This is a genomic window from uncultured Tissierella sp. (genome assembly GCF_902479755.1).
GTDB classification, from domain to species: Bacteria; Bacillota; Clostridia; order Tissierellales; family Tissierellaceae; genus Tissierella; species Tissierella carlieri.
Window position 1 is genome coordinate 25,283 of sequence record NZ_CABSQO010000015.1, and the last position, 26,295, is coordinate 51,577.

General features: G+C 32.4%; 22 protein-coding genes and 1 pseudogene. 2 read left to right on the forward strand and 21 right to left on the reverse strand.

All coding sequences use genetic code 11. From position 1 onward, the window contains the following. Positions 1-87 precede the first annotated feature (87 nt). From RDK80_RS09530 to RDK80_RS09565, 8 genes are all read right to left on the reverse strand, one after another. Positions 88-1,989, reverse strand: a complete 1,902-nt coding sequence (locus RDK80_RS09530) for a TnsD family transposase (protein WP_308524149.1) — start codon at positions 1,987-1,989, stop codon at positions 88-90. A 1-nt stretch (position 1,990) separates the two neighbouring features. Next, entirely contained in the window at positions 1,991-3,634 is a 1,644-nt protein-coding gene (locus tag RDK80_RS09535) for an ATP-binding protein (RefSeq protein WP_308524150.1), read from the reverse strand. A gap of 31 nt (positions 3,635-3,665) precedes the next feature. Beyond that, positions 3,666-5,831, reverse strand: a complete 2,166-nt coding sequence (locus tag RDK80_RS09540; protein WP_308524151.1) for a Mu transposase C-terminal domain-containing protein — start codon at positions 5,829-5,831, stop codon at positions 3,666-3,668. Further along, positions 5,828-6,676 (reverse strand): TnsA endonuclease N-terminal domain-containing protein, encoded by an 849-nt coding sequence (locus RDK80_RS09545; protein WP_308524152.1) that lies wholly within the window; start codon positions 6,674-6,676, stop codon positions 5,828-5,830. The genes RDK80_RS09540 and RDK80_RS09545 overlap by 4 nt, the downstream gene beginning before the upstream one ends. A gap of 160 nt (positions 6,677-6,836) precedes the next feature. After that, positions 6,837-8,663: a glutamine--fructose-6-phosphate transaminase (isomerizing) gene (glmS, locus tag RDK80_RS09550; protein WP_216558232.1), complete on the reverse strand. Its 1,827-nt coding sequence runs from the start codon at positions 8,661-8,663 to the stop codon at positions 6,837-6,839. A 126-nt stretch (positions 8,664-8,789) separates the two neighbouring features. After that, the gene (gene ccsB, locus RDK80_RS09555; protein WP_094901476.1) at positions 8,790-9,638 is read right to left on the reverse strand and encodes a c-type cytochrome biogenesis protein CcsB; all 849 of its coding nucleotides are present in this window, start codon (positions 9,636-9,638) and stop codon (positions 8,790-8,792) included. Between the two features lies 1 nt (position 9,639). Next, positions 9,640-10,938 (reverse strand): cytochrome c biogenesis protein ResB, encoded by a 1,299-nt coding sequence (locus RDK80_RS09560; protein ID WP_216558229.1) that lies wholly within the window; start codon positions 10,936-10,938, stop codon positions 9,640-9,642. Between the two features lie 47 nt (positions 10,939-10,985). After that, positions 10,986-12,182 carry an ammonia-forming cytochrome c nitrite reductase subunit c552 gene (locus tag RDK80_RS09565; RefSeq protein ID WP_094901470.1) on the reverse strand — a complete coding sequence of 399 codons (1,197 nt, stop codon included), beginning with the start codon at positions 12,180-12,182 and terminating at the stop codon, positions 10,986-10,988. 218 nt (positions 12,183-12,400) lie between these two features. Here RDK80_RS09565 and RDK80_RS09570 point away from each other — a divergent pair, with 218 nt between their 5' ends. After that, positions 12,401-12,721 (forward strand): nitrous oxide-stimulated promoter family protein, encoded by a 321-nt coding sequence (locus RDK80_RS09570; RefSeq protein ID WP_216558226.1) that lies wholly within the window; start codon positions 12,401-12,403, stop codon positions 12,719-12,721. Positions 12,722-12,775: 54 nt separating this feature from the next. On the opposite strand, the gene RDK80_RS09575 is transcribed toward RDK80_RS09570, so the two are convergent. Beyond that, on the reverse strand, positions 12,776-12,958 hold the full coding sequence (locus RDK80_RS09575; protein ID WP_308524153.1) for a hypothetical protein: 183 nt from the start codon (positions 12,956-12,958) through the stop codon (positions 12,776-12,778). A 310-nt stretch (positions 12,959-13,268) separates the two neighbouring features. Between RDK80_RS09575 and RDK80_RS09580 the strand changes: the two are divergent. Then, positions 13,269-13,460 (forward strand): annotated as a pseudogene (locus tag RDK80_RS09580) (Rdx family protein); the annotation flags it as partial. 50 nt (positions 13,461-13,510) lie between these two features. Here RDK80_RS09580 and RDK80_RS09585 read toward each other — a convergent pair. The 12 genes from RDK80_RS09585 to RDK80_RS09640 all read right to left on the reverse strand — a co-directional run bounded on the left by RDK80_RS09585 (position 13,511) and on the right by RDK80_RS09640 (position 26,133). Beyond that, the gene (locus RDK80_RS09585) at positions 13,511-14,239 is read right to left on the reverse strand and encodes a hypothetical protein (RefSeq protein ID WP_216558220.1); all 729 of its coding nucleotides are present in this window, start codon (positions 14,237-14,239) and stop codon (positions 13,511-13,513) included. Continuing rightward, positions 14,232-16,427: a hypothetical protein gene (locus RDK80_RS09590; protein WP_308524154.1), complete on the reverse strand. Its 2,196-nt coding sequence runs from the start codon at positions 16,425-16,427 to the stop codon at positions 14,232-14,234. The genes RDK80_RS09585 and RDK80_RS09590 overlap by 8 nt, the downstream gene beginning before the upstream one ends. Next, positions 16,424-17,290 (reverse strand): ABC transporter ATP-binding protein, encoded by an 867-nt coding sequence (locus tag RDK80_RS09595; protein WP_216558214.1) that lies wholly within the window; start codon positions 17,288-17,290, stop codon positions 16,424-16,426. The genes RDK80_RS09590 and RDK80_RS09595 overlap by 4 nt, the downstream gene beginning before the upstream one ends. A 136-nt stretch (positions 17,291-17,426) precedes the next feature. Next, positions 17,427-18,917 (reverse strand): cell wall metabolism sensor histidine kinase WalK, encoded by a 1,491-nt coding sequence (locus RDK80_RS09600; protein ID WP_216558211.1) that lies wholly within the window; start codon positions 18,915-18,917, stop codon positions 17,427-17,429. Beyond that, the gene (locus tag RDK80_RS09605; protein WP_246565729.1) at positions 18,901-19,566 is read right to left on the reverse strand and encodes a response regulator transcription factor; all 666 of its coding nucleotides are present in this window, start codon (positions 19,564-19,566) and stop codon (positions 18,901-18,903) included. Before RDK80_RS09605 ends, RDK80_RS09600 begins: the two co-directional genes overlap by 17 nt. Before the next feature lie 103 nt (positions 19,567-19,669). Further along, positions 19,670-21,391, reverse strand: coding sequence for a phosphoenolpyruvate--protein phosphotransferase (gene ptsP / locus RDK80_RS09610; protein WP_216558205.1), 1,722 nt, complete (start codon positions 21,389-21,391; stop codon positions 19,670-19,672). Between the two features lie 12 nt (positions 21,392-21,403). Next, positions 21,404-21,667, reverse strand: a complete 264-nt coding sequence (locus RDK80_RS09615; RefSeq protein ID WP_094901450.1) for an HPr family phosphocarrier protein — start codon at positions 21,665-21,667, stop codon at positions 21,404-21,406. 31 nt (positions 21,668-21,698) lie between these two features. Further along, complete coding sequence (locus tag RDK80_RS09620) at positions 21,699-22,778, reverse strand: DUF871 domain-containing protein (protein ID WP_216558202.1); 1,080 nt, start codon at positions 22,776-22,778, stop codon at positions 21,699-21,701. Beyond that, entirely contained in the window at positions 22,771-23,103 is a 333-nt protein-coding gene (locus RDK80_RS09625) for a PTS lactose/cellobiose transporter subunit IIA (protein ID WP_216558198.1), read from the reverse strand. The genes RDK80_RS09620 and RDK80_RS09625 overlap by 8 nt, the downstream gene beginning before the upstream one ends. A 13-nt stretch (positions 23,104-23,116) precedes the next feature. Continuing rightward, the gene (locus tag RDK80_RS09630) at positions 23,117-24,460 is read right to left on the reverse strand and encodes a 6-phospho-beta-glucosidase (RefSeq protein WP_216558195.1); all 1,344 of its coding nucleotides are present in this window, start codon (positions 24,458-24,460) and stop codon (positions 23,117-23,119) included. A gap of 46 nt (positions 24,461-24,506) precedes the next feature. Beyond that, complete coding sequence (locus tag RDK80_RS09635) at positions 24,507-25,790, reverse strand: PTS sugar transporter subunit IIC (RefSeq protein ID WP_216558192.1); 1,284 nt, start codon at positions 25,788-25,790, stop codon at positions 24,507-24,509. A 31-nt stretch (positions 25,791-25,821) separates the two neighbouring features. Then, entirely contained in the window at positions 25,822-26,133 is a 312-nt protein-coding gene (locus RDK80_RS09640) for a PTS sugar transporter subunit IIB (RefSeq protein ID WP_216558189.1), read from the reverse strand. Positions 26,134-26,295: the final 162 nt, after the last annotated feature.

A 26,295-nucleotide genomic window follows, 5' to 3' on the forward strand; every position in this document is an offset into this window, starting at 1 on the left:
TGACTTAGATCCATTTGAAAAGTTTGAATTTTTTAAATTATTGAAATATCTTTCTATATAGAATGGCAATTATTTATCTTAATTAATTTATTGCTCATATTTTAATAGTGCCTTTTTCAAATTAATATAATCTTCAATTTGATTTTTTATTTTCTCAAAATCTTTTGTTCTTATGCCAGCTATTCTTTGTATCTCCCATAGTTTGATACTACTATTATCTATTAACCTTTGCGAAACAATGTGCTTACATCTTCTTATTCGAAAATCTTCCACAGATTCTACAATTTCAGATAAATATAATTTTGTTTCAGGTAATTTGTGAATATTATGTTCCAAATTCGAAAGTATTCCAAGTGACTTGCCAAGCATTGATTTGGTGATTCTAATAGGTTTTTCTTTTTGCAAAAATTCTTTATACTTTCTTTGTAAGAGCATTAATGTCTCTGTATCCCTACTTTTCCAATCTACAATATTATTTGTATTAGTATTAATTTGTCGTTTTTGTGGCAGATTATTCGTTAGCCATTCTCTATCATGTCTATATAAATATATATATTCTTTATTGCACAGCTCTCTAATTTCAGTCCTAGGAGCCATTGGATTGTCAATTATAGCCTTTAATATATTTTCTTTATAAGATTCTATCTCATTGAACTCATGATTAGCAGATGTCTCTTCTTTAGATTCTATTTTAATCATACTATCTTTAAAATGGTTTATTCCTAAAATTCTATCGTAATTTATTACTGTCTTCGGATCACAATTCATTATCCTAGACACTTCTCGCAGAGATAATCCACCTTCTTCTAATGTTTTCTTCAGCTTTTCTTCCCATTCGTACCCAAAAGATTTTATTCTACCAATACGATAACGATCCTCTATACACTTATCTGGTCCTCTTCTAGAATATGAAAATCCACAGCTGCAAGAAAAAGTACCTACAGGTAAACTGGTTCGGCTATCTGTTACTATCTTTAACTCAGCTATCAAATCTTTTTTATAATGTTTAGATATTTTATTTAAACAAGGCCAAGGTCCAATTCCAAAGGGATTATATTTTTCTCTTATTTCTGAAAAGAAAACACCAATATCTCCTATAAGATAATTGATAAATAAAATATGCCTTATTGGATGTACAGTTCTTTTTAAGTTCCTTGTAATTACTCTAAGCCAGTTATACTCATTATTATTATCTATACTACTATCTAATAATGTTAATAGGTCTTTCCCATAATAGGATACAAATTCTTCGTATAAATCTTGTTGTTTTACACTTCCATTAATAGAAGTTAACCCCCTCTCATAAAGTAAGTTCTTATATCTTTTAAATACCATTTCTCTATCAATTGCACTTGTATCATAAGTTAAAAGTCTATATGCTAATTTGGATATGATACTCAGTTTGTCCACCAATATATGATTTTCAACTTCTATTTTATTATCATATAAATACTTTTCATCTAGTTTTATAAAATTTAATCTACTTGTATTTTTACGATTTAATTTATAACTATATAAATAAGCACTATGGTGTGGGCATACTAATACTCCTTGCAATTGATGCTCTCTATGAATATAGGCCTCCCCATATCTCTCAATATCATTTTTAGCACATTCTAAACAATAACAAATACTTTCTTTTTTACAAATGCTTCCTGCAACCATACCAATTTTAGTATATATTGCTCCTCCACTATTATATTTAATATCCTTCAAAATCTCACGCTTTCTTTGAAGTGGTATAAATGGTGAATAGAAAGGAAATATTGTATGATTATTTATTATACTATCTGCATTATATTTACTTCCTAATTGTTTAACTAAACTATTAAAATTACTTCCAATATACAGGTTTGGAATAATTGTTCTCTTTCCGAACAACTCTTCAATAGTATCTTTATAGTCTAGATTGCCTATATAGTAATGATATCGTGCTATAGCAGAATAAATTAATTCATCTGAATATGGATCTGTGAAAAATGTTAACATATTACTCCACCTTCAAGAATTCCTCTATAGAATTTTTAATATATCCATTTTCTTTTAATATCTCATATACATGAACCTTTTTCTTTTTAGCAAATTCATATAAATTCCTTAAATCCTTTTTCTCATACAATAAGCTATTATTCTTAGTTTTATCCTCTTTCTTTTTCTCATTCATCTGTAAAGCCTTTTTTATTGTATCTAATTTAATAACATTATAATCATCATCTATCCCAAATTTATTAACAACTTTATTAACTAAATTTTCTATTTCATTTTCACTAAGTTCATCAAAGATTCCCAATGAATTCATATCTACTATTAAATTTTCTGCTATATTTTTTCTCTTTAATTCAAATAATTTTTCTTCATTTTTGGCCATTTCTTTAATTTTACCTGCAATTTGCAAGCTACTCCTATGCTTAAAAGTTATATCTTCTAAATTTATAGATATATCCTCATACTTCATTATTTCTGTCCTATTATTATTTCTAAGTGCTTTTATCATTGGTTGTATCATATAAAGGTCTTCTTCAGAAGCCTTATTTATAATTTGCTTATCTATTTTTTCATTATCTGTATTTAAAGCTCTTTCTTGTGCAAGTATAAATAGGTTCACAGCTATTGAAGTTATTCCTTGGCATCTATCATAAAAATAATCCTTAATTTCTTGTGTTAGTTCAGTTTTATTTTTAAGCCATTGAAATTCCCATAAGGTCTCTATGAAAACATTCCATTCAATAGTATCTTTATCCATTCTATCCCATATAATATTTCCTTCACTTCCTGCCCTTCTAGCCTGTCTAAAGTCTCTTTTAAATATTTTAAGAGCTTTAAATGTTCCTATCAAAACAGTTGGTATTCCAACAGTATTAGTTAATGTCACAAAAAAGTTAAGCATTTCATCAGGGTCATTCTTTGAATTAATTAAATGCTGTATTTCATCTATTACTAAAACTCCTATTCCATACATACTTGCTAGGGATGTCATGTGAAGCATCATTGAAGATGTTATTCTATTTAAATATCCGTATTTCTCAAGGTATCTTGTTCCAAGTAGATCGTCTATAGTCTTAAAAAAGTTCTTACAAAGAGTAGCTAGATTACCATCATATGGACAGTCAATTTTTAACCATACTATTTGTGTCCTGCTTAATGCTCTCCCTTTATATTCTTCGTGTTTTATAATTTGCGGATACATAAGCAATAATCTTTCTATTGTTGTGGTTTTTCCTATTCCTGATATTCCTATTATAGAAAGACTATCAGCTGTGGAACGTATATGTTCCATATTTCTATTTAAAATATCATCCCTTTCTTCTTGCTTCATAGAATGCATGCCATCTAATATTCTCAATCTCTCAAAATAATTTTTATCCAATGGATTTCTTGCAAGATATCCTCTTCTTATAAGTGTTGATAACTTATTCTCTATTGTAAAGTGATCTGGCAATGGCTGTATAAAATTTTTTATTCTTTTTATCATATGATGTCTTAGGTTTTTATTTTTAGTCTTTTCCATATCGTCTACTATTGGATACCTGGTGAATCGGTCTAGTATATTGTTATATGAAAATATATGTGGAAGGGCCTCTATAAATGGATTATTGGCATATTCTATTAGTTCTTGCTCTTTATAATTTGCCATTTCAAATTTCCCCTTTAGTAAAGGAGTTATTTCATTTCTTTCCAAGCATCTCATCTCTTTTCTTTATTATTTTTTCCATTAACATTTCACGTGTCGTATCCTTTTGCTCTTCCTCTTTTTCAATGCTCTTGTTAAATTGCTTGACTATACCTTCTTCATTTTCTTTTTTCCCAATCTCAAAAGCTTCCTCTAATCTATTAAATTCCTTTTCCAGTTGTCTATTCTCTTTTATGTCTTTTATCTTCTTAGCTTTAGAAGTAGTCTCCGTAATTGTTCTATTCCTCGCTTCTTTTGCTCTTTTAACTATATCCTCTATCTCTTTATCTAAATCTATATTTAATTGAGCTTGTTGATTTGATTCTAGTTCTATTAACTCTCTCTTTAATTCTTGTTGAAATATTATTTCTTCAAATAAACAATCTTTATATTGCCTGCTTTTCTCTAGAAGATAACATACTTCATAGTCTTTGCCATCTTCATGTGGGATATATATTTGATTCATATTTCTTGGATCATAAACTATCTCAATCCATCTATGTTTAGGATTTATAAACCATTGTTCTTCTACTGCCTTTTTAGAACTATAATATAAATCTCTAAATTTAAATCCAGCTCTTGATACACTAGCCTTACCCTTAGGTAGTATATTAAGTCTCATAATATCTCTATCAATTACTCTAAGCCTTCCTTTTTTATTTTCAATCCCCCAATTCCATAGATTAATAGGTGTTGGGGTCAATTCATCTGATATCATTTCTTTATCTATAGGATGCTCAACTTTTATTTTATGATTATGATGCAAGACCATTTTTATATATATTTGGGTAAATTCTTCTAAAGTAAGTGTTGCATCTAATCTATAATCTCTATCCCCTCTTTCTCTATACTCTTTTTGTATAGCTCCTGGGGTTTTATGCTTTATTTTTTCATTTGTTGTTCTAAAATTTCTTTCAACAATTCCCTTTAAATCACCACGGTAAGGGGATGTGTTTTCTATTTTTATGTTCAAATTGTTTATCAAATTTTCGACTGAGTAACCTTCAAACTCACCTCTATCTGCTATTATTATCTCTGGTAAGTAATGTGATGGCCATTGTTCTTCAGTTATTTGTATTCCATATTTTCTGCAAAATTCAACTTTATTAGCAATCATATTATCTAAGGACATCATAGCCCCAAGCCAAGAAGGTCCTTCTAATCCTACATATATCCCTGTAATCAACCTTGAATATACATCTATAATTGCATACACAACAGGTCTTCCTATGACCCTATTTCTATTAAGTGAGCTTACTATATAGATATCTGCTATCGTTGCATCTATCTGAAATCTAGTACCTGGTCCATCTGTTTCTATTGTAGAATTGCTTAAGATAGGTCTGTGATTTAAGTTGAATTCCTTATCACTCATTCTAAATGAAATGTCCTTTTCTATGTTTTCTAATTTTCTAAACCAATAGTAAAATTGTTGGTAAGTTGGTATTCTTGATTTATCCCAAACTTTATAATATTCTTGTCCATCTTCGTAGCATTTATCTGAAAAAAATTCTCTAAGCATTAAATTATAAGTTTCAGCTAGGCTTAATTTTTCTTTTTTTCTATAAAATCTATTTACTGATACTTCAAATATTCTTTTAATATCTTCTGTTACATTTATTCCTTGTATGTTTTCCCCATTATAATTAGTCTTTCTAGTTCTTCCTATTTTACTATTTAATTTTAATTTTTTACTTTTACCTTTTCCACCTGAATTCATATAATCGGGAAGAAGAGCATTCTTACTCATACCTCTTTGCCAAAACCTGCTAAATATTCTTTTAACACTACTGACAGTTACATCATTTTCTATTGATATTTCTTCTAATAATTTTTGTCTACCTCTTGTTTCTATTAATCTTTCTTTATCTTTGCACCAATATTTCTCTACTATTAACCATTGAAAATCCCTTTTCTCCTTCTGTATTTCTGAAACCCTTTCTTCATCCATTGTCTGCAAAAATGGCTCTGGTATCTTTATCAATATATTATTATTTATTTCAGTTTCTATTTTTTCTATCAATTCCTTTTTAGGCATGGATACCCCTAAATCTAAACTAACATAGTATAAGTACTTATACTCTTCATCAATACTTATTATTCTAATTCTTTCTCCGTTCTCTTTGTCAATATATTGAAAAGTCATATTTTCTAATATCATGATATCTTACACTCCTTATCAAGTTCTTCCGTTACAAGATTAACTTTTATTTTTTCGTTTACATCTATAGGAGTGTATAAGTCAATTTGTATTGCTTTCCTTATTAGCAAATATTTAAACAAAGATATTCCGGTTCCTCTTTGCAAAAGTAAGTCATCATCAAATTTATTAGATATTTCCCTTATAATTACAGTTTCATCAATTAATCTTCGAGCATATTCCATAACTAAATCCTCTATATCATATTTCTCTATATTTTTTAAAGAGTCTATATCCTCAATATTATAATAACTGTGAATATAACTTATATTTTGGGCTAAATTCTTATTTATTTCTTCTTCTGTAACAATCCCCCAATTGATTTCTCGTCTTTCCCAATATATTCTTTCTATTTCAAATTTCTCTAAGATTCTTTTATTCATTAAATCATCTTTATATTTGATGGTCCTAGCTACATCAATTAACTTTTCGTTTTTACTTGTAGTGATTAAAAAATCCGTGGTCATAACTATGGGCTCATTAGTCTTTGGATCTGTTGGATGCTCTATTCCTAATTCTTTTGCTATTAGCACAGTTTCTTCTAATGGCAATAAAGGGAACTGCTCTCTAATGTCAATTACTGTATCCGAGTATTCAAGAATATAAAAATAGTTCCTTTCTAAATCTGAAAGAAACTCATGCTGTCGATTAGTTTTTATGCCCTTCAATCTCGTTGCTCTTCCTAATGAAGCAACATCTTGTATTAGAATCCAAGGTTTATAATCCTCTCCTATGCCTTCACCCCTACCTTCCTTGATTAAATTTTCAATTGTTTTTTTGGTTGTAAGTCTTTTTCTTTTGGTCATAAAAAAAATCACCTCTTTGTGATATATGTTACCACAAAAAGGTAATTTCAATTCAAACTTTTTTCAAATAGTTCAATCTTTTTTCAAAAGGTTCAAACTTTTTTCAAATAGTTCAATCTTTTTTATAAACCTACATCTACAATATTATTGTCACTTTACCTTACTCCACTGTAACTGACTTGGCTAAATTTCTAGGCTTATCTACATCGTTACCTTTTATAACCGATGTATAATAAGCAAGAAGTTGAGTAGGTACAACTGTTAACACTGGTGCTAATATATTATCTACTTCCGGAATATAAATTGTCTCGTCAGCATGGTTTAAGCTCTCATCTAATCCTTCTTTTACTATGGCAATAGTATATGCTCCTCTAGCCTTTACCTCTTGTATATTTGAAACCATTTTCTCATATAAATAGTCTTGACTAGCTACGGCAATTACAGGAGTTTCCTTTTCAATTAAGGCTATGGTTCCATGCTTTAACTCTCCTGCTGCAAAAGCCTCTGTATGAATATAGGAAATTTCCTTCAGCTTCAAGGCTCCCTCCATAGAAGTTTGATAATCAAGGCCTCTTCCTATATAAAATGCACTGTTTTTATCCTTAATAATTCCTGCTATTTTCTTAATTTCATCTGACTTTTGAAAAATTTCTTCTACCTTATCTGGCAATGCCTTCATTTTTTCAATGATTTCAAAATAATAATCTTCTGAAATGCTCTTCTTGATATTTGCCATATGAAGTGCAACCATGTATAAAGCCACTAACTGTGTAGTATATGCCTTTGTTGAAGCTACTGCAATCTCTGGTCCTGCCCATGTATAAAATACATCGTCTGATTCCCTAGCCACAGATGATCCCACTACATTGGTGATTGAAAGGATTCTTGCCCCTTTACTCTTGGCTTCTCTTATAGCTGCAAGGGTATCTGCCGTTTCTCCAGATTGACTGACTGCAATAAGCAATGTATTCTCATCAATAAATGGTTCTCTATATCTAAACTCTGATGCAACATCAGGTTCTACAGGAATTTTGGCAAATCTTTCTATAGCATATCTTCCTACTAATCCTGCATGATAAGCTGTACCACAGGCTACAATATAAATCTTGGAGATTTTATCTAGATCCTCTTTTGTTACATTAATATCATCTAAAACTATTCTGCCATTATCATCAAGTCTTCTTAATAAGGTTTCTCTAATAGCCTTTGGTTGCTCATAGATTTCTTTAAGCATGAAATGATCATATCCACCCTTTGAAGCGGCTTCAATATCCCAATCCACTGTAAACATTTCTCTTTCAACTTCATTTTTATCTTTATCATAGATTTTTACCTTGTCTTTAGTTAGATGAACAATCTCTCCATTCTCTAGGAAATATACATCTTTAGTATATTTAAGCAGTGCTGGAATATCTGATGCTATGAAACTTTCATCATTTCCCACTCCTACTACTAAAGGACTTTCTTTTCTAACTGCAACAAGTTCATCTGGGTTATCTGAGGAAATAACTCCTAGAGCATAAGCCCCTCTAAGTCTTTCTGTAGCTTTAAATACTGTACTAAGTAAATCTCCATCATAAAGACTGTCTAATAGATGTACAACTACTTCCGTATCTGTCTGTGATTTAAATTTATATCCTTTTTTTATTAGTTCTTCTTTAAGTACACTATAATTTTCTATTATTCCATTGTGCACCACTGCTATGGTCTCTTGTTCATTTAAATGAGGATGGGAGTTTACATCAGACGGTGCTCCATGAGTCGCCCATCTTGTATGACCTATTCCAACATTACCTACTAATGGTTTCTCTTTTAAATAATTTTCTAATACAGAAAGTCTTCCTTTTAGCTTTTTATACTCTATATGCTCATTTCCATTTACTGCAATACCTGATGAATCGTATCCTCTATATTCTAGTTTTTCCAATCCTTGTAATATGACTTCTTGAGCATTCTTATTTCCAACATATCCTACTATTCCACACATATTCTTAGCCTCCTAATTTAGTGTGCAAATATTATATCACTTTTTGTTTTATTTGTATAATTTTTTATTCTCACATCTGTACTTATTTATAATCTAATTTCTTTTTATTATATCAAAAACTCCACATTAGATACATAATGTGGAGTCTCCTACTAATGCATAGGAATGGATGCTTGGTATCAGTGTATTTACACCAATATAAGTAAATAATACACATATAAATCCTATTACGCTAAAAATAGCAGCTTTTTTTCCTTTCCAACCCTTAGATATTCTCATATGCAAATAAATAGCATATATTATCCATGTAATCAAAGACCACGTTTCCTTTGGATCCCAAGCCCAATATCTTCCCCAAGCACTTTCTGCCCATATGGCACCAGTGATTATAACTAAAGTCAATAAAAGAAATCCTAGGGATATGGCTCTATAACTAAGAGCATCTAATTTATCCAAAGAAGGAACATGTTTGGAAATAAAATCATCCTTTGAAAACTTATTTCTCAATAAATACATACAAGACACCCCTGCTGCAACTCCAAAGGAACCATAGCTTAATATTGCAAGGGATACATGAATAGCTAGCCACTTACTTTGTAAAGCTGGCATAAGGGGTCTTACATCTTTGTTTTGCATTGCAGCATAACCAATAATTAAAAATATTATTGGCACTACAAAGGTTCCCATTGCTCTAAAGCTATATTTATTTTCAAATATTATAAAACATAGAGCTATTCCCCAAGCAAAGCTAGTGGCAAATTCATATTGATTTGTCAATGGAACTCTACCTGCTCCAATACCTCTAGATATCAAAGCTAAAGTATGCAGACCAAATCCAATTTTAATAATAAAACTTCCAATATTTCCTGCTTTTTCGGTTTTACTTACGAAAAAAATAAAATACATAATCATAGAGGCTAAATATAGGCCTATCGCTCCATAAAACAATGTGCTCTCAATCCTTAAAAAATCCATATTAATTCCTCCTTATAGTATCTATCACTTTATTTAATTCTTCTAGATACTCACCGTTATGTTTGTAACTTTTTCCGTATATCATTACTTGACCACTGTTATCTACATATATCCTAAGTTTTTTTGGATTTACATAAAAGGCTAAGAATATTCCTATTAATAAGAAAGCTCCACCAACAAAGGCTCCAGCCACACCAGGATCATATACTATTTGAAGTAATGTAAACATCTGAGGATTATCTACAATAAAACTATACTCTTGAAAACCAACTTCTTCATTCATATGAAGTAAATTCATATCCACCCTATGACCATTGTAAAACAATGCATAAAGCATAACAGGATGATTTGGTAGGGGAGACTTATTTCTTAATGTAGTGGTAGTGGTTTCATCTAAATCAGGATAAAAGTTTACAAACTGTAAAGCAATCATCTGATCATCTTCTATAAAAAAATCTCCTTGATATATAGTTTTATGTCTATACTCTTCTCCATTCTTATAAAGAGTAGCATCTACGGCCCATCCAGTAGAATTCTGATAAACGTTTAAGTCATTAGTTCTAAAGGGATGATTCACCAATACTTGTCCCACATCTATTACATGTCCATTCTTTAAAACCTCAATATCCGAAACATACTGCTCTACAGTAAAATCATCTCTAAAAGATACATTAAAATCCTTTATATTTATAAAATGCTGCGTACCTGGTACTTCTACTGTAGTTCCTGGAACTCCGTGAACATAAGCCTCAAATCCATAAAGCTTACCATAGGTAAAGAACACTATAATTACCAAAATCCCAAAATGTGTCAACCAAGATCCTAAATACCCTATACTGTTCTTATCTCCATAATAGAGCTTCCCATTTTCAAAATCCTTTTCTTTAATAGACTTATACTTCATTTCATTAAAAATCTTGCCTATTTCATCTTTCTCTAAGGAAATCTTCTGGATATCTTTTAACTTATTTAATTCCAAGTCAAAATCTATTTTGTTTGTAACTAAATTAAATACCTGCTTAAACCTTTTGATACTGCATAAAATTAAATTTAAGGCTAAAACAGATATTAAAGCGATAAACCACCAAGAATCATAGACTTTATATAAGCTAAAGGCCTTTATAATCTCATATACAATCTGGCTATAATTAGTTTCATAGTACTTCAAGGGATTTTCTTGAGGTATTACAGTTCCAATTATAGAAAGAAGACCTATTATCATAAGAAGGATTATACCTAATTTCATAGAATGAAGATTTCTCCACAATTTAACTAAAAATCTATCCTTATTTTCCTTCATGTCTACCTCCTATGATTTTAAAACAGGGCCTTTTCAGCCCTGTTTATTTATCTATCATATTTTTCTAATATCTTAATCCCTTCTTGTATCAAGGACCTAGCACCATCTAAGTCTTCATGGGCTCTAACTGAATTGTGGAATCCTTCTCCATTTTCAACGAATACAAAGTCCCACTTAAATTGTGCTCTTCTATGAATATCTCTTAGATGCGTTAAATCATCTTCACTTAAAACTCCATCTTCAATGGCTGCTGTCAACCTTTCAATAAAGTCTAGAAGCTCGGCACTTACTTTCTCTTGCTTATCGTATACTCCCCTTTGAACATCTTCTACTTTAGCTATAAGGTCATCTGTAGTCCCACCATGACATGATATACAAGATTTATTTAGACCTTTCTCTGATTTAAGCGGACTTGTCCATTGATGAGATCTCAATAAGTCATCACCTTTTTCTTCAATCTCAGGCATATGACAGTCTGCACAAGATAATCCCATATTGTAGTGAATACTTCCATTAAAAGTCTCAAACTCTGGATGTTGAGCCTTTAAAAGATCTGCACCAGTAGTAGGATGAACCCAATCAGTTACGTTGTTTTCTTCATAGTAAGCTAGCATACTATCAGTATCTGTACCCTTTTCCCAAGGTAAAATTACTTTCTTAGTTTCTGCATCCATGTAATACTCAACATGGCACTGAGCACAAGCTAAAGTTTTAGAATTAATTTCCTCATCAATATGATTCAATGCATCTGTTAAATGACTTCTCGTTAAATTAACTACACCAGGCTCATTCTTGTGACAATCGTAACAGCTAATAGTAGACATTTGTGGATTTTCCGCAACAAATTCCTCAAAATTCAACTTGTTAACTTCTACTCCATCTCTCTCTAAAACCTCAATGAAATCAGATGTCTTACAACTCAAACAACTAGCACCTGCTTTTGGTCTTGCAGTATTCATAACATCCTCTAAAGCGTATGAATGTCCTCTTGCTCTTAAGTACTCTTTGCTAAAACCATAACCATCATAAAATACTTTAAGGTCTGGATACTTTTCTAAGTAATCAATAGGTACTGAGCCACCAAAAGTAGTCTCTTCCATTTCTTCATTTCTCATATAGGACGCATATATTTCTGGATACTTATCTTGCCACTCTTCCGCCCTAATGATACCCTCTTTCTTCTGGCATCCAGTAGAAAATAATAAGACTAATAAGCCAATTAGCAATAACCTTTTCTTCTTCATAACAGTCTCCTTTCTCTTAGCTTGGTTTTCTTCTCTACACCTTCACTAAAATGTTGCAAAAGATTGTTAATGTTTAATTTTAATTATATAATTTTATCCATTTTATGTCAATAAAGTTCTCCATTTTTGCCTTTTTATCTCATTTCACTTTGATATTTTTTTGTTTTTATATATAATTGAATTATACATCAAATTATAAATATAATAGGAGAAACCATATGGAAAAAATAGGAAATAAAAAGGAATTTGAAAAAAATATTGTTAGGAAAATGATATATATTTACTGTAAGAAAAAGCATAACTCTGAAAATGAATTATGCTCAGAATGTGAAGATTTAATTCTTTATTCCTATTCTAGAGTTGACAATTGTCCACATACGCAATCAAAAACCTTCTGTAGTTTCTGTGATACAAGCTGCTATAGAGAAGACTATAAGGAGAAAATAAAAGCAGTGATGAGATTCTCTGGTCCTAGGATGCTCTATCACAATCCCATTATTACAATAAAACACCTAATATATAGCAAATTATTTCATTAGTACTATTATGCAGTATAGTTATTATATGATAGCAAGACTTAGTTTTATCAGTTCCTACAGGACTTTCATATTCCCATGATTATGAATATCAATAAAACTAGATGCTAAAAAATTTCCTTTTCCATCAATGACCAAATCTATATTTTCTATTTTTATATTGCCTTCCATACCTATATCAACTATTTTATCTTCATCTACAACCATACTATAACCAAAAAATATTTCATAGAGATTCATTAAATTTATATTTCTTATTAAAATCACCTTTTTTAAGCTTATTAAAATTCTCTAGCTAAAGCTCTAATCTGAATATATCTTATAAAGAATCATGTCGCAATTTTCTGTAAATAATTATTTTGAAATTATTGAAAATTTATATCTATCCATGATTTTCAAGAAACTTTTCGAAATTCTTAAATTCTTTTTTCACTAATTATTTATATTCTTTATACTTAATTGGGTAAGTATAGATTATTATAATAGTAGAGGTGATTTTATGAAAAATTTAATAAGTATTGAATACTGTACTTCTTGAGGTTATCTAGGAAGAGCAGTTGCTCTAACACAGAATATATTAAATGAACATAAAAATTCCTTAGAGACGGTAAATATAATTCCATCTTCCGGAGGTGTCTTTGAAGTAAAACTTGATGATAAGCTTATTTTTTCTAAAAAAGAATCAAATCGTTTTACAAATGATAATGAAGTTGAAGCATTAATTAGAGAAAATTTAGCTTAATTTTATAGAGCTACTGGAAATCCAGTAGCTCTATCTCATATGCTGTTAGGTCAATAGTCACTTTTTGTAAAATGAATCAACCCTAAAATTGTCAATACTATACCAGTCATTGAATAAACTATCTTCCCAATCCATACTACTACGGGTACAACAAATGCAACCTCACCATCTGCTCCAAGGGGTAGTGTTAGAGGAAAATCCTGAAAAAAATTGCTGCCAAACAGATCAATGATACGAGGCATTGGTAAATAACTGAACAATAACATAAGAGGCATCAATGCATATAGAAGTGTAGGATGCAATCGTCCGGCAATAATACCTAATCCAAGGATGAACAACATTGAAGGTAATAGTGTAATCAATATAGGTAATATAAAGACACCAAAGTTAGTGAAATGAAAATTATTGGCATAAAACCACAAACTAAATCCAATTGGTATGGCAGCAATCAGCAGAAATCCTATGATCATTGCACTGCAACGAAGTAATAGTAATACACTTAGATTAATAGGGGTTGCATTTCTTAAGGTGCTCATTCCCTGTTCTTGGTTTGAATAAAGAAATGAAACGAAGAAAAGCAAAGCAATCAGTAAAATAGGTAAAACTTTCGCAAGAAACATGCCATAACTCCATTCCGAAAAGGGTGCTGTGTTAGAAACACCTAGGATAACTACAGTTTCTAATAAATGCTTACTATGTAAAGCAGCTATTACTAGTAGACCTAGAAAAAATTTATTTACAAGCAAGCGACGAAGTTCATATTTGAATAACTTAGTCAAGGATTAACTCCTCCTTTCTTAGTCCACAGGCTTCTAAAAAATCATTGTAAGTGATATAGGGAGGCATTTCTGTACCACCATTTTGATACAATTCTGCCAAAATTTCATCCATTCTCTCCTCTCCCCCCACCAACTCAGCGGCTTTATAGATTGTAAGTGGCATGACACTATACATATTTGTGCCTGTATTACTGGAATATAGTCTAGCAGCATATTTTTCCGGAAGGATATCCAGATATTCAGGATGTCTATTATAAAAGTTATTTTTTTGATCCTTTACTTCTTGTTTCCAAACTTCTACATAATTTTTTTGTGCATATTCAGCACCAAATTTTTCTTTTGCAATTCTGTAAGTAGTGTAAACAGTAACCCCCTCATCAGTCCAGTCTAGATTTTCCATATCCATAGACTGTGCACTCAATCCCCACCATTGATGAGCAATCTCATGGGATAACACTTCACCACTGGATGCACCATGTTGCTTGTTATTCAAATTCTCATCACTGAAATAGATTTCGCCCATGAAACTACAATTTTTGATTGCACCTCCCCCAAATAAGAAAGCCGAACTTTGTATAATTTTGAATGGATATCCAGGTGTGGCAAAAAGTAATGGACCATAATGGTCAGTGCAATAGGCAATTGTATGCTCCATTATATTTTGTGCATCCATCTTTTCCATAACTTTTTGATGCTTACTACTATAATAAAACTCAACTGGCATATTACCACCATCTATTTCCAACTTCACATAATCACCTGCAAAAATACTTAATCGACTACCAGTATCATGAGCAAGCCAAGTCTTGGTTCCATCATCATTTTCCGATAATAGCTTTACTGTATCGCCAGTTGCTATCAAATTCAGATTCTCGGGAATTGTAAACCGTCCTGTAATCTGACCTCCTTCTTCTGATGATGGAATTTCTAATATAGGGGCTAAGTCCTTTCCACCCAGATCAATATAATTGTCACCAATATGTGACCCTCCAAATGTAGACACCATCACCGACCATATCTGATGCATTCCCCCATAATCTATAGATAGCTCTATATCCTTTTCAGGAGGTAATTCAAAGATAACATATTTAAAGTTATTGGTGTCATTATTCAAATCAGAAAAGGTCACCTCTTCCCCATTGGCCGTGATTTGCTTAATGGTATATCCTGGATTAATCCCCAAGCGACATTTTGGGGAAACAGTATTTTCATTTTGAATATGGTAAATCGCAGTTCCAGATAGTGTCCCTCTCTTTGTGTTGAAGTTAATATCGATGCTTGTATCCTTTAGAGCTAACTTTGTAAACTCTTCATTTATATTTAAAGAAGTATCTATATTCTGCCAATCTAGTGGACTGTGGTCTACATAAGGCTGATTTACATACATATAATATCCACCTATAATCAAAGTTACAGATAGCAAAGGAATATAAATTCTACGTCCATTACGAATCAAAGAGCCAAGTAGTCCTTTGCCATATCTTCGAACACATAACATGGATAGAAGCCATATGCCAATCAGGATTGAGAACCAAAACAGACGGTTGTAGGATGCCATACGAAATACTTGGGCATTACTGAAATCATCTGATAAAATAGGAACTAACGGATTTACCCAACGAAGAATGTAATCATCGGCAAACCATCGACTAGTGCTAAGTAGGAAAAATACAATGAATAATACAAAGCTAAGGTCAGTTCGATGGATAATCTGATAAAATGTTGCCATAGCTAGAATAGAAATCCAAAGTGAAGGCAACATTAAAATAAAATAACTGTTCAAATATATCTTCAAATTAAAAATATCACCCATTTTCAATACAGTATAAGGTAAATACACAATTGTAGCCACTAAGACAGCAACTGTTGCTGATACAATTACCCCAAATAATCGTGCAATATTTAATATATGGGGAGAGACTATTGTATCAGTCAATTCTGCAGTAAGATTTTTATGTACTTTATTCAATTCAAATAGGGTCAACAAAGCAAACAATATCGCGCCACCTAAAGCCCCTATTAATACCGGATTAGCAATAAATCGTGAAGCAGTAGTCAATGGCGGAACAGGTCCAGACAGATTATATCCACCAAGGGGTACAAGAACAGAAAGAGCTATAATGAACCATGTAATTTTCGAACGGAAGATACGATTTACTTCCACTCGAAAATAGGATAAAAAATTCATCGTCCCTCCTCCCCCTTCTCAATCAAATATATGTATGCATCTTCTAAGGTTGGTTCCGTCGGATGTGCAAAATCAGGCAATACCCCTGCAACAATTCGACAAGATATACCATTGGCAGTAGTCATACGAGCAGTCACTTTAAATCCATGTTCTTCATTTTCCTGAATTTCTTTATTGTATACTCCTACATGTCCATATGCTGACCGAATTAATTCCTCAGATCGTCCATCAAACAATATTCTTCCATGATTCATAACAATGAGCCGATTGCAGACGGACTGGACATCCTCAATAATATGTGTGGAAAGCAGCACTATTTTATCCTGTGCATTCTTAGAAAAAAGGTTACGAAAATTAATACGCTCCTCTGGATCAAGCCCTACTGTTGGTTCGTCAAATATTAGAAACTGAGGACTGCCTAAAAGCGCTTGTGCAATTCCAACACGCTGACGTTGGCCACCAGATAGTGTATTTATCCGTGCCTTTCGCTTTTCAGTAAGATTGGTCTCCCGAATGACTCTTTCTATTTCAGCCTTGCTCTCTTTAATCCCCTTCAAGGCTGACATATAATCAAGGAACTGCCAGACAGTCAACTCGTCATATAATCCAAATTTCTGAGGAAGATATCCTAAAGCAGCCTTGAGTTTTTTTTCATTTTTAATCAGTGGTACATCATCCAACCGTATTTCTCCTGTAGTAGGTAGTAGTCCCGCAACCAATAACTTCATCAGAGTGGATTTTCCTGCACCATTAGGGCCTAGTAAACCAATGAAATTAGGACTTTGCATTTCAAGTGAAACATCCTGCAACGCCTTTTTCCCTGTTGGATAAGTCATATTCAGATTTTGAACAGAAATCTTCATAGATATATCATCCTTTCTTGTTTTATATACAAGAACAGAATAACAAAACAGTTTGAGGTTTCTTTGTTGTTAATATGTAGTTTGTATGAAGTCTAAAAAAACAACGTCTAGGAAGCAAAATGTTCCCAAACGTTATTTATTTCAGTTTAAAAGTAAATTGCACTCCATCGGCTGTGTTTTCAATTTTATAGTCTGCTCCATGTTGCTCTAGAATCATTTTTACAATATATAATCCCAAGCCGCTACCCCCACTCTGACGATTACGTGATTGTTCTACACGATAAAAGGCCTCAAACAACCGTGGCAATACCTCCTGTGGAATATGAATACCAGTGTTCTCAATGATGAATAACATACCAGATTCCTCAGCCTTGGCATTAATACGAATTAATTGGTTTTCAGGTGAATAGTATGCCGCATTGGAGATAAGATTTACAAGCACTTTATTAATCATAGCAAAATCGGCAACAATTGGGATATATTCATCAATTTCTGTTTTGAGTATAAGGTTCTTCTTTTCTAGAAGTTCTGCGTGCTCTAAAATCTGTTTATGCACAAGCTTAGAGAAATCTAACTCCTCCTTATGTAAAGAGAATTCATAGGTTTCCATGCGTGAAATTGTTAGTATCTCTTGAACTAATTCCTCCATTGTTCCTGCTACAGTTAATGCTCGGGAGAGATATTTGTCCCTATCCTTATAAACCCCTACATGCAGCAACATTCCCTCAATCTGTCCCTTAATAACCGTTATAGGGGTTTTTAGTTCATGGGAAACTGCTGAGAAAAATTCCATTCGTTTACGCTCTAACTCTCGCTCCCTATCAATATCACTTTTCAGCTCTATATTCGCTTGCTGCAATTCCCTTAAAGCATTTGACAAACGCCGTGATAATTCATTGAGGCTGTGTGCCAATACACCGATTTCATCCTTACGATTATCTTTACAATGCCAGTCAAATTCCAAATTTGACATCCTTTTAGAAATACCACTAAGTTTTATAATGGGACGAGTCACATATCTAGAATAGAATAAAGAACCGAGAAAGGAGATACACAGGATTGTTACAATCAGCCACGGGAGAATCCTCTCCAGTGCTTCTACTGCTTGATTGACACCCTGTAGAACACTCGATACCACTAGCACATACTGATCATCTGAATCAGCGAAGGTAAAAGGATATTCTTTGTTAGTTGTCATAGACATACTATCTCCTATGGATGTCACAGTCATATTGCTTATGGACTCCGATTCAGTAATCGTTGATTCCGACTCAGTAATCATTACTCCAATAAAAACACCATTGTGTATATAAGAAGTCTCGCGGTTAATGGGAATATCTATGGAATTGCCTTGTGCATCCAATATCTCAAAATTTATTCCAACATTAGAACCCACTTCCATGATAAATCGCTCAAAAATATCTTCACAGTTTTGGAGATTGGTATTCTTTAGTTCATTCACTAGTTTCTGTAGTTTCCTATCTAGTTGGATACTCAAATCTGAAGTATAAGTAAGAGGCATAAACCATGCAATAAAAGAATATGTAAGTACACATGCAAGAGCTAATAGTAAACTAGTCATAAGAAATATTTTTATCGTTAAGCTACTTCTAATTTTCTTTATCAATACGATAACCCACCCCTCTTATGGTCTCGATATAATCAACGCCAAGCTTTTTCCTCAGATTTTTAATATGTGTATCCACCACACGCTCATCCCCGTAAAAGTCATATTCCCATAGACGATTTAATAGCATTTGTCTGGTAAGTACCTTACCTTGATGGGTCAAAAGCTCCCGAAGCAGTTCAAACTCCCGTAAGGTCAGGTCAATTATCTTCCCATTCATACAGGTCTGATATCCATCAATATCCAATATAAGTCCCTGATAAGAAATTTGATTACATCTGGGCTTAGCAGCTGTACGCCGCAGCACTGCTGAAATCTTGCGTAATAAAATCTCCATAGAAAAAGGTTTTGTGACATAGTCGTCTATTTCCAGATCAAAGCCCTTAATCTGATTTGCTTCACTATCTAAGGCTGTTACCATAATAATAGGTACTGTACTTTCTTTACGGATCAATTCGCATATACTGTATCCGTCAATTTTAGGCAGCAGTACATCTAATAGAACGAGATCATACTTCTTTTCATGGAATCTGGAAATAGCCTCCACACCATCACTGGCTAAAGTAACAATATAATTCGCTGCCTCCAAAAAATTTTGTAGCAATTCTTGTATATCACCATCGTCTTCTACAATTAAAATACGTTTCAAATCCACCACCTCATATAAAACAGTATAGCATTTCTATTTGTACTTTGTATGAAGTTGAAAAACTTTTTTATAAGCAAAAAAGCTAAGATTCCTCTTAGCTTTTCTATATATCTAAATCATTAGATATTATATTTTCATCAATATACTTCTCCACCTCATCTGCCGTAGGCAGGTCTAGTATATAGTCTAATTTTTCTTCAATCTCTTTTTTCGAGGTATTCCTTATTAAATGTCTAGCCTTCAATATAGATGAAGCACTCATACTAAATTCATCTAACCCCATTGCTAAAAGTATAGGTATAAGCTTTTCATCACCTGCAACCTCGCCGCACATTCCTACCCAGATACCTTCTTTATGTCCATTATCTATAGTCATTTTTATTAAGGACAATATAGCTGGATGAAATTGATTATATAGATTAGATATCTTTTGATTTCCCCTATCCACTGCCAAGGTATATTGAATCAAATCGTTTGTTCCTATACTGAAGAAATCAACTTCTTTAGCAAATTGCCTTGAATGTATTGCTACGGCAGGAATTTCAACCATAATTCCTATTTCTATATTTTCGTTAAACTCAATATTCTCTTTCCTTAGCTCTTCTTTAACTCCCTCAACTATCAATTTACTTTCTCTTAATTCCTCTATATTTGAAATCATAGGAAACATTATCTTTACATTTCCATATGCACTTGCCCTTAAAATAGCTCTTATTTGAGTAATGAATATTCCCTCATTATCTAAGCAAAATCTTATTGCTCTATATCCTAAAAATGGGTTCATTTCTTTTGGAATATTTAAATAAGGAATATCCTTATCTCCCCCCACATCCAAAGTTCTAATGACTAAGGGCTTTCCTTTTAGTCTTTCTGCAACTATTTTATAAGCTTCAAACTGTTCCTCCTCTGTGGGAAGCTTATCATTATACATATAAAGAAACTCCGTTCTGTAGAGTCCTACTCCCTCACCATCATTCTCTATTACCTTATCTATATCCTGTAAAGTTCCTATATTTCCAGCTAGTTCTACCTTATATCCGTCTTTAGATATGGATTCTTGTCCTTTTAATTTTTCCAATTCTTTTCTCAGCTTCTCTAGGTCTTCCTTTTCTTTCCTATATAATATAACTTCATTTACAGTGGGATTTACGATAATGTCTCCAGTTGAGCCATTGATAATCATTAAATCATCTTCTTTTACTATATCAGTAATATCTTTTACTCCGCATATTGCAGGAATATTCATAGTTCTTGCCATTATTGATGTATGGGATGTGCGACCACCTATTTCTGTCACAATTCCAACTACCATATCTTTGTTTATTTGAGCTGTATCTGACGGATTCAAATCTCTAGCAACAATTATGGTTTCCCTATTTATTAGGGATAAATCCTTAGTTTCTATATTTAATAATATCCTTAGCATCCTATCGGATACATCCTTTATATCAACGGCCCTTGCCCTTAGATATTCATCCTCCATCTCTTGAAAAAGTGAAATATAGGAATTAGTTATTTCCCTAACTGCCCATTCGCTATTTACATTATCAGTTAATATTTTCTCTTTTATAGCACTAATATATTCTGGATCTTCTAATATCATCTTGTGAGCAGCAAATATTTCTGCTTCTGGCTCCCCTACTTTCTCTAAGGTTATATTGTATATATTATCTATCTCTATTATAGCTTTATGGATAGATTGATTTAATCTTTCTATTTCTTGCTCACTATCAGAAATACTATTTTTAGAAATCTTTATCTCAGGCTCTTTATATATTAGAACCTTTCCTATGCCAATGCCTACTGAAGTTCCTAAACCTTTCACAAAGATCTCCTCCTAATCCATTATCTTATTCTCAATGAAATCTCCTAGTTCTTCAACTGCCTTTTCTTCGTCTTCACCTATAGCTCTTATTACAAGGCAATCCCCCTTTATAGCACCCATACTTAATATACTCATTATACTTTTAGCATTATATTCCTTTTCATTTTTAATAATTTTTATTTCACTGATGTATTTAGCAGCCTCTTTTACAATCATAGATGCTGGCCTGGCATGTAATCCTGTATCATTTAGTAATACTATTTCCCTTTGGACCATAAGATCAACTCCTAACTCATATCTATTTTCATTACTTTAGCTTAAGCCTAAATTTTTGCCATGGTTTTATGTAGTCAAGTAAAAATATTTCTTCATCAATAACTTTTCCAACCACTGAAGATCTATTGCTGTTTTTCATAGGTTTTAAAACCAAATGTACTTCTCCAGCATAATGTGCATATAAGTTAGACTCAATTACAATATCACCCGTCTTCATATCCCTAGGATTAAGCAATTTAAATTCATATCCTTTATACTTTACTCTAGACTGAGTGGATCTAATCATATATTCAGAAACATCTCCTCTGTTAAAATGAAGCTCATTTAATAAAATATTCCTCTCCACTTCTGGAAGGTTTTCATCTATCTCTACATTTAACTCTAAAATATCTTTATTAAGAGAAGCTAAGGTCTTTAATTCTTCCTCTGATGCAAAACAGTTAGAAATAATAATATCATCAATTAGTCCAGTATTTATTAGATCCTTGACTTGAACTTCAATAGGTAGTTCTCTATGCTCTTCCATAGTGGGCAGTCCTTCATTTACATTCCAAGGACCAAAACTTGCTTCATTGGATGAAACGAAGGCGGCAGTTCTAAGTCCATACTTCTTAAATTCTTCTGTGGTCTTCATAAAATGGACTCTAGATATTCCCGTATATCTATGAGGGTAAAAATTGTGACACCCAATTATATTATCTTTGTTAGGTAGATAGCTCATAACATTGTCTAAGTACTTTGTGCCACTACTAATATTTAATTCTATCTTTAATCCATAAGGGTTGAATGACATTATACTTTCTTCATTGCCACTAAAGCCCATATCTAATCTAATTCCTGTAAGCCCTATATCACTGAATATCTTTAAATCTTTATAATCTATATTTAAATCCTTAAAAACCTTAGGAGCAACGTCTGCTATAATCTCCATTTTTAATTCTCTAGCAAATTTGACTATTTCCTTGAATCTCTCTAATATCTCTTCATTTTCAACAGTCAAAAAATTCAAAAATACCCTGCTAAATCCATATTCTGATGCTAATTTGAGATATCTTTTATTGTCTTCCAAATTAGATTTATCTGGATAAACAGATACTCCTAGTTTAACCATAATTTCTTTCTCCTCTTAACTCTTTTATTATTTGGTATAACTCTATAAATTCATTTGCCATATCTCTTACAGTAATAGCGTTCATTAAATGATCCTGAGCATGAACCAATAGGAGTGAAATAGGTTCTCCTTCTCCCCTTGCCTCTTCTTGTATCAATAAAGTTTGACTTTTATGGGCTTCTGATAATTTATTATTAGCTTCTTCCATAGCATCTCTTGCCTTTTTAGATTCTCCGCTTTTAGCATATCCAATGGCTTCCATACAGAAACTTCTAGCTTCCCCACTGAAATTTATTATATTTATTATTGTAAGTTCTAAATCCATTCTAATCTCTCCTTTATTGATTTTCTCTATGGAATTCTTTGTTAAAGAACCTTGACAGGTATTCCTTATTAGACTCAAGCATCTCATCTAATAGCCTATGTCCCAGAATATCATTAGCTATAAGAGGATTTAATGTAATGGCAAGCAATGCTTTATCATAATTGCCTTCCATAGCTGCTTCAGCTCCAAGTATTTCAAAGGTTTTTATTTGATTGATTAAACCTTTTATGCTAACTGGAAACTCATCTATAAACTTATAGGGTACTGGTCCATCTTTTGTAATACGACTAGTAATTTCTATAGCATACTCCGGTGGAAAATCTTTAATTGTAGTTCCATTAATCGTACTTACCACCTGTAAATCTCCTGTATTATTATAAATCGAAGATATTAAATTACATGCTGCATCAGAGTAATATGATCCCCCTCTTTTTTCTAATTCAATAGGTTTCGTATTTAATTCTGAATTTTTATAGATATTAAATAATTCGGATTCCGTTTTTATAACTTCCTCAGCCCTTGTAATTCCATTTTTATATTGATTTAATTGACTTTCCAGCATATCACGCTGTTTATAATAGTATTTATGATATGGACATGGAATTAATTTCAACGCTTTTAAAAATTTCTCATCCCATTCCATTGGATCTATATTTTTCATATTAACTAAAATAGAATTTTCGATAAATCTTTCAAAAACTTCCGAAGTCTTATTTTGATTGTCTACAAATATGTTAAATCCATATATCATATGATTTAACCCAGCAAAATCAATTCTTACTCTGCTATGATCTATATCTAAAATCTTAGCAATACCTCGCTCTATCCCCACCGGTGTATTGCAAAGACCAATAAATTTTCTATGTTTTGAATATCTTGCTAAAGCTTCCGTAACCATTCCAACTGGATTTGTGAAATTAATTAACCATGCATCGGGGCATAACTCATTCATTTCGTCAGCTATCTCTAATATTACAGGTATAGTTCTCAGTCCATTAACTAAACCTCCTGCTCCATTAGTTTCTTGCCCTATAAATCCATAGGATAAAGGAATGCTTTCATCCTTAGCTCTCGCCTTTAACTGTCCTACTCTAATTTGGGTTGTTACAAAATCTGCATCTTTAATCGCCTTTTTTCTATCTGTTGTTGTAAATATTTTCATCGGTATATTAGCCTTATCTACCATTCGTCTTCCCAGTTCACCGATGATTTCAAGTTTTTCCAAGCCCTCTTCTATATCTACAAGCCATAATTCATCTACTGGTAGTTCACCGTATCTATTTATTAAACCTTCTAAAAACTCTGGGGTATATGAGGAGCCCCCGCCTATTGTCGCTATTTTGAGAAACTTATTCATATAGCCACTCCTTTAAATTAAAGGGGCCTATACGGCCCCAATTTTATTAGCCTTTTACTTTTTCTCTATCTAATGCCTGTTTTTCTGCCATTCTTACAAATGGAATATATATTATAGTCGCTATAGCAAAATTCACTAAAGCTAATAATGCTGCTATAATACTACCAATTCCCTTAGCACCTGTTGCCATAAAGGCTCCAATACCTACAGGTGTTATCCAAGGTATTTGTACATAGGTTGGCGGAACTATTCCTGTAGCTGTGGCTAAATATGCAATTGTGGCTAATATTCCCGGTATAATTAAAAATGGAATGAATAATATAGGATTCAATACTATTGGAATTCCATATATTACAGACTCATTAATCTGGAATATTCCCATAGGAAGTGAGAGTTTAGCAACTGCTTTATATTCCTCTCTCTTTCTAATTACTATAAAGATTGCAAGTATTAATGCTAAAGTGGCACCAGAGCCTCCTAAATGAACAAACGAATCGAAGAATGCCTTTGTAATTAAATGCGGAGCTTGCCCTCCTGCCATTATAGCATCATAGTTTTCGGTAAGAGCCGGTAAATATACCGATTGCATAATAGGCTCAAATATATTTGCACCATGTACTCCAAAGAACCATAATAGGTTCATTAAAATAGGCATTATAATAACTGCTGCCATACCCTGTGTAATAGCCATAAGTGGTTTTTGAATTAGATTAAATATTAAATCATATAAACTACCTAATCCTGCTCTATCGATAATAAGAGTCAATGTACCAAAAAGCATCAAAACAATAAATCCTGGTATTACTGCTGCAAATGATTTACCTACCGCTGGTGGCACAGTATCAGGCATCTTAATTATCAATCCACGTTTAGTTAATTTTACATATATTTCTGTTCCGATTATTGCTACTATCATACCTGTAAATATTCCACCTGCATTTAAAAATCCCCAATGTATATATCCCCATCCTGCGTCTCCATGAGCTTGAGGTAAAGTAGTAATAAATGCTGCTACGGAAACCAAACCTGCTACTAAACCATCTTCACCATAGGATTTTGCAAGATTATATCCTATAGAGAATGTCACCAGTAGACCTAGTATAGCTAGAGTACCCCACCAAACATTACCGTTAATGGGTCCTAGTATATTTCCTATGGCTGGAATCCAAACACCTATGGTATTATTTAATAAAACTACAAATGTACCTGCTAAGACAATAGGCATAATACCAACAAAACCATCTCTTATGGCAGCAAGATGTCTTTGAGAACCAATTTTACCTGCAACAGGAACAAATTTTTCTTCCATCCATTTCATAAAGCCTTTCATACGTATCCCCCTTTTAAAATAGAATAAATGATCACTTCCCTTTAATCATTGAAATAGCCTGCTCCAATACTTTGGCCCCATTCATAGTTCCATAATCTACACTGTTTATTACATCCACAGGAATCCCCTTAGGCTCCATTAAATCTTTGACCTTAGAAAGCATATACCTGACTTGTGGTCCTAAAAGTAATACGTCAAGATTTTCTAAATTGTTTTTTAAGTCCGCTTCTGCAACAGCTTTTATGTTTACTTCTATTCCCTGCTCCCCTGCTGCTTTTTGCATTTTTGTCACCAACAAACTGGTAGACATTCCTGCTGAACATACTAATACGATATTATACAAATAAATCCCTCCTTTTCCTCACAATATATGCAATAATCAGTGCATCAATATATATTGCAATATATGTGCCAATACAGTATATCCACTAATATTAGTTAATTCTATGTATATATGAGAAGAATTTCTAAGGTTGCATTATAGATAACTTCTCTTGCCCACTGT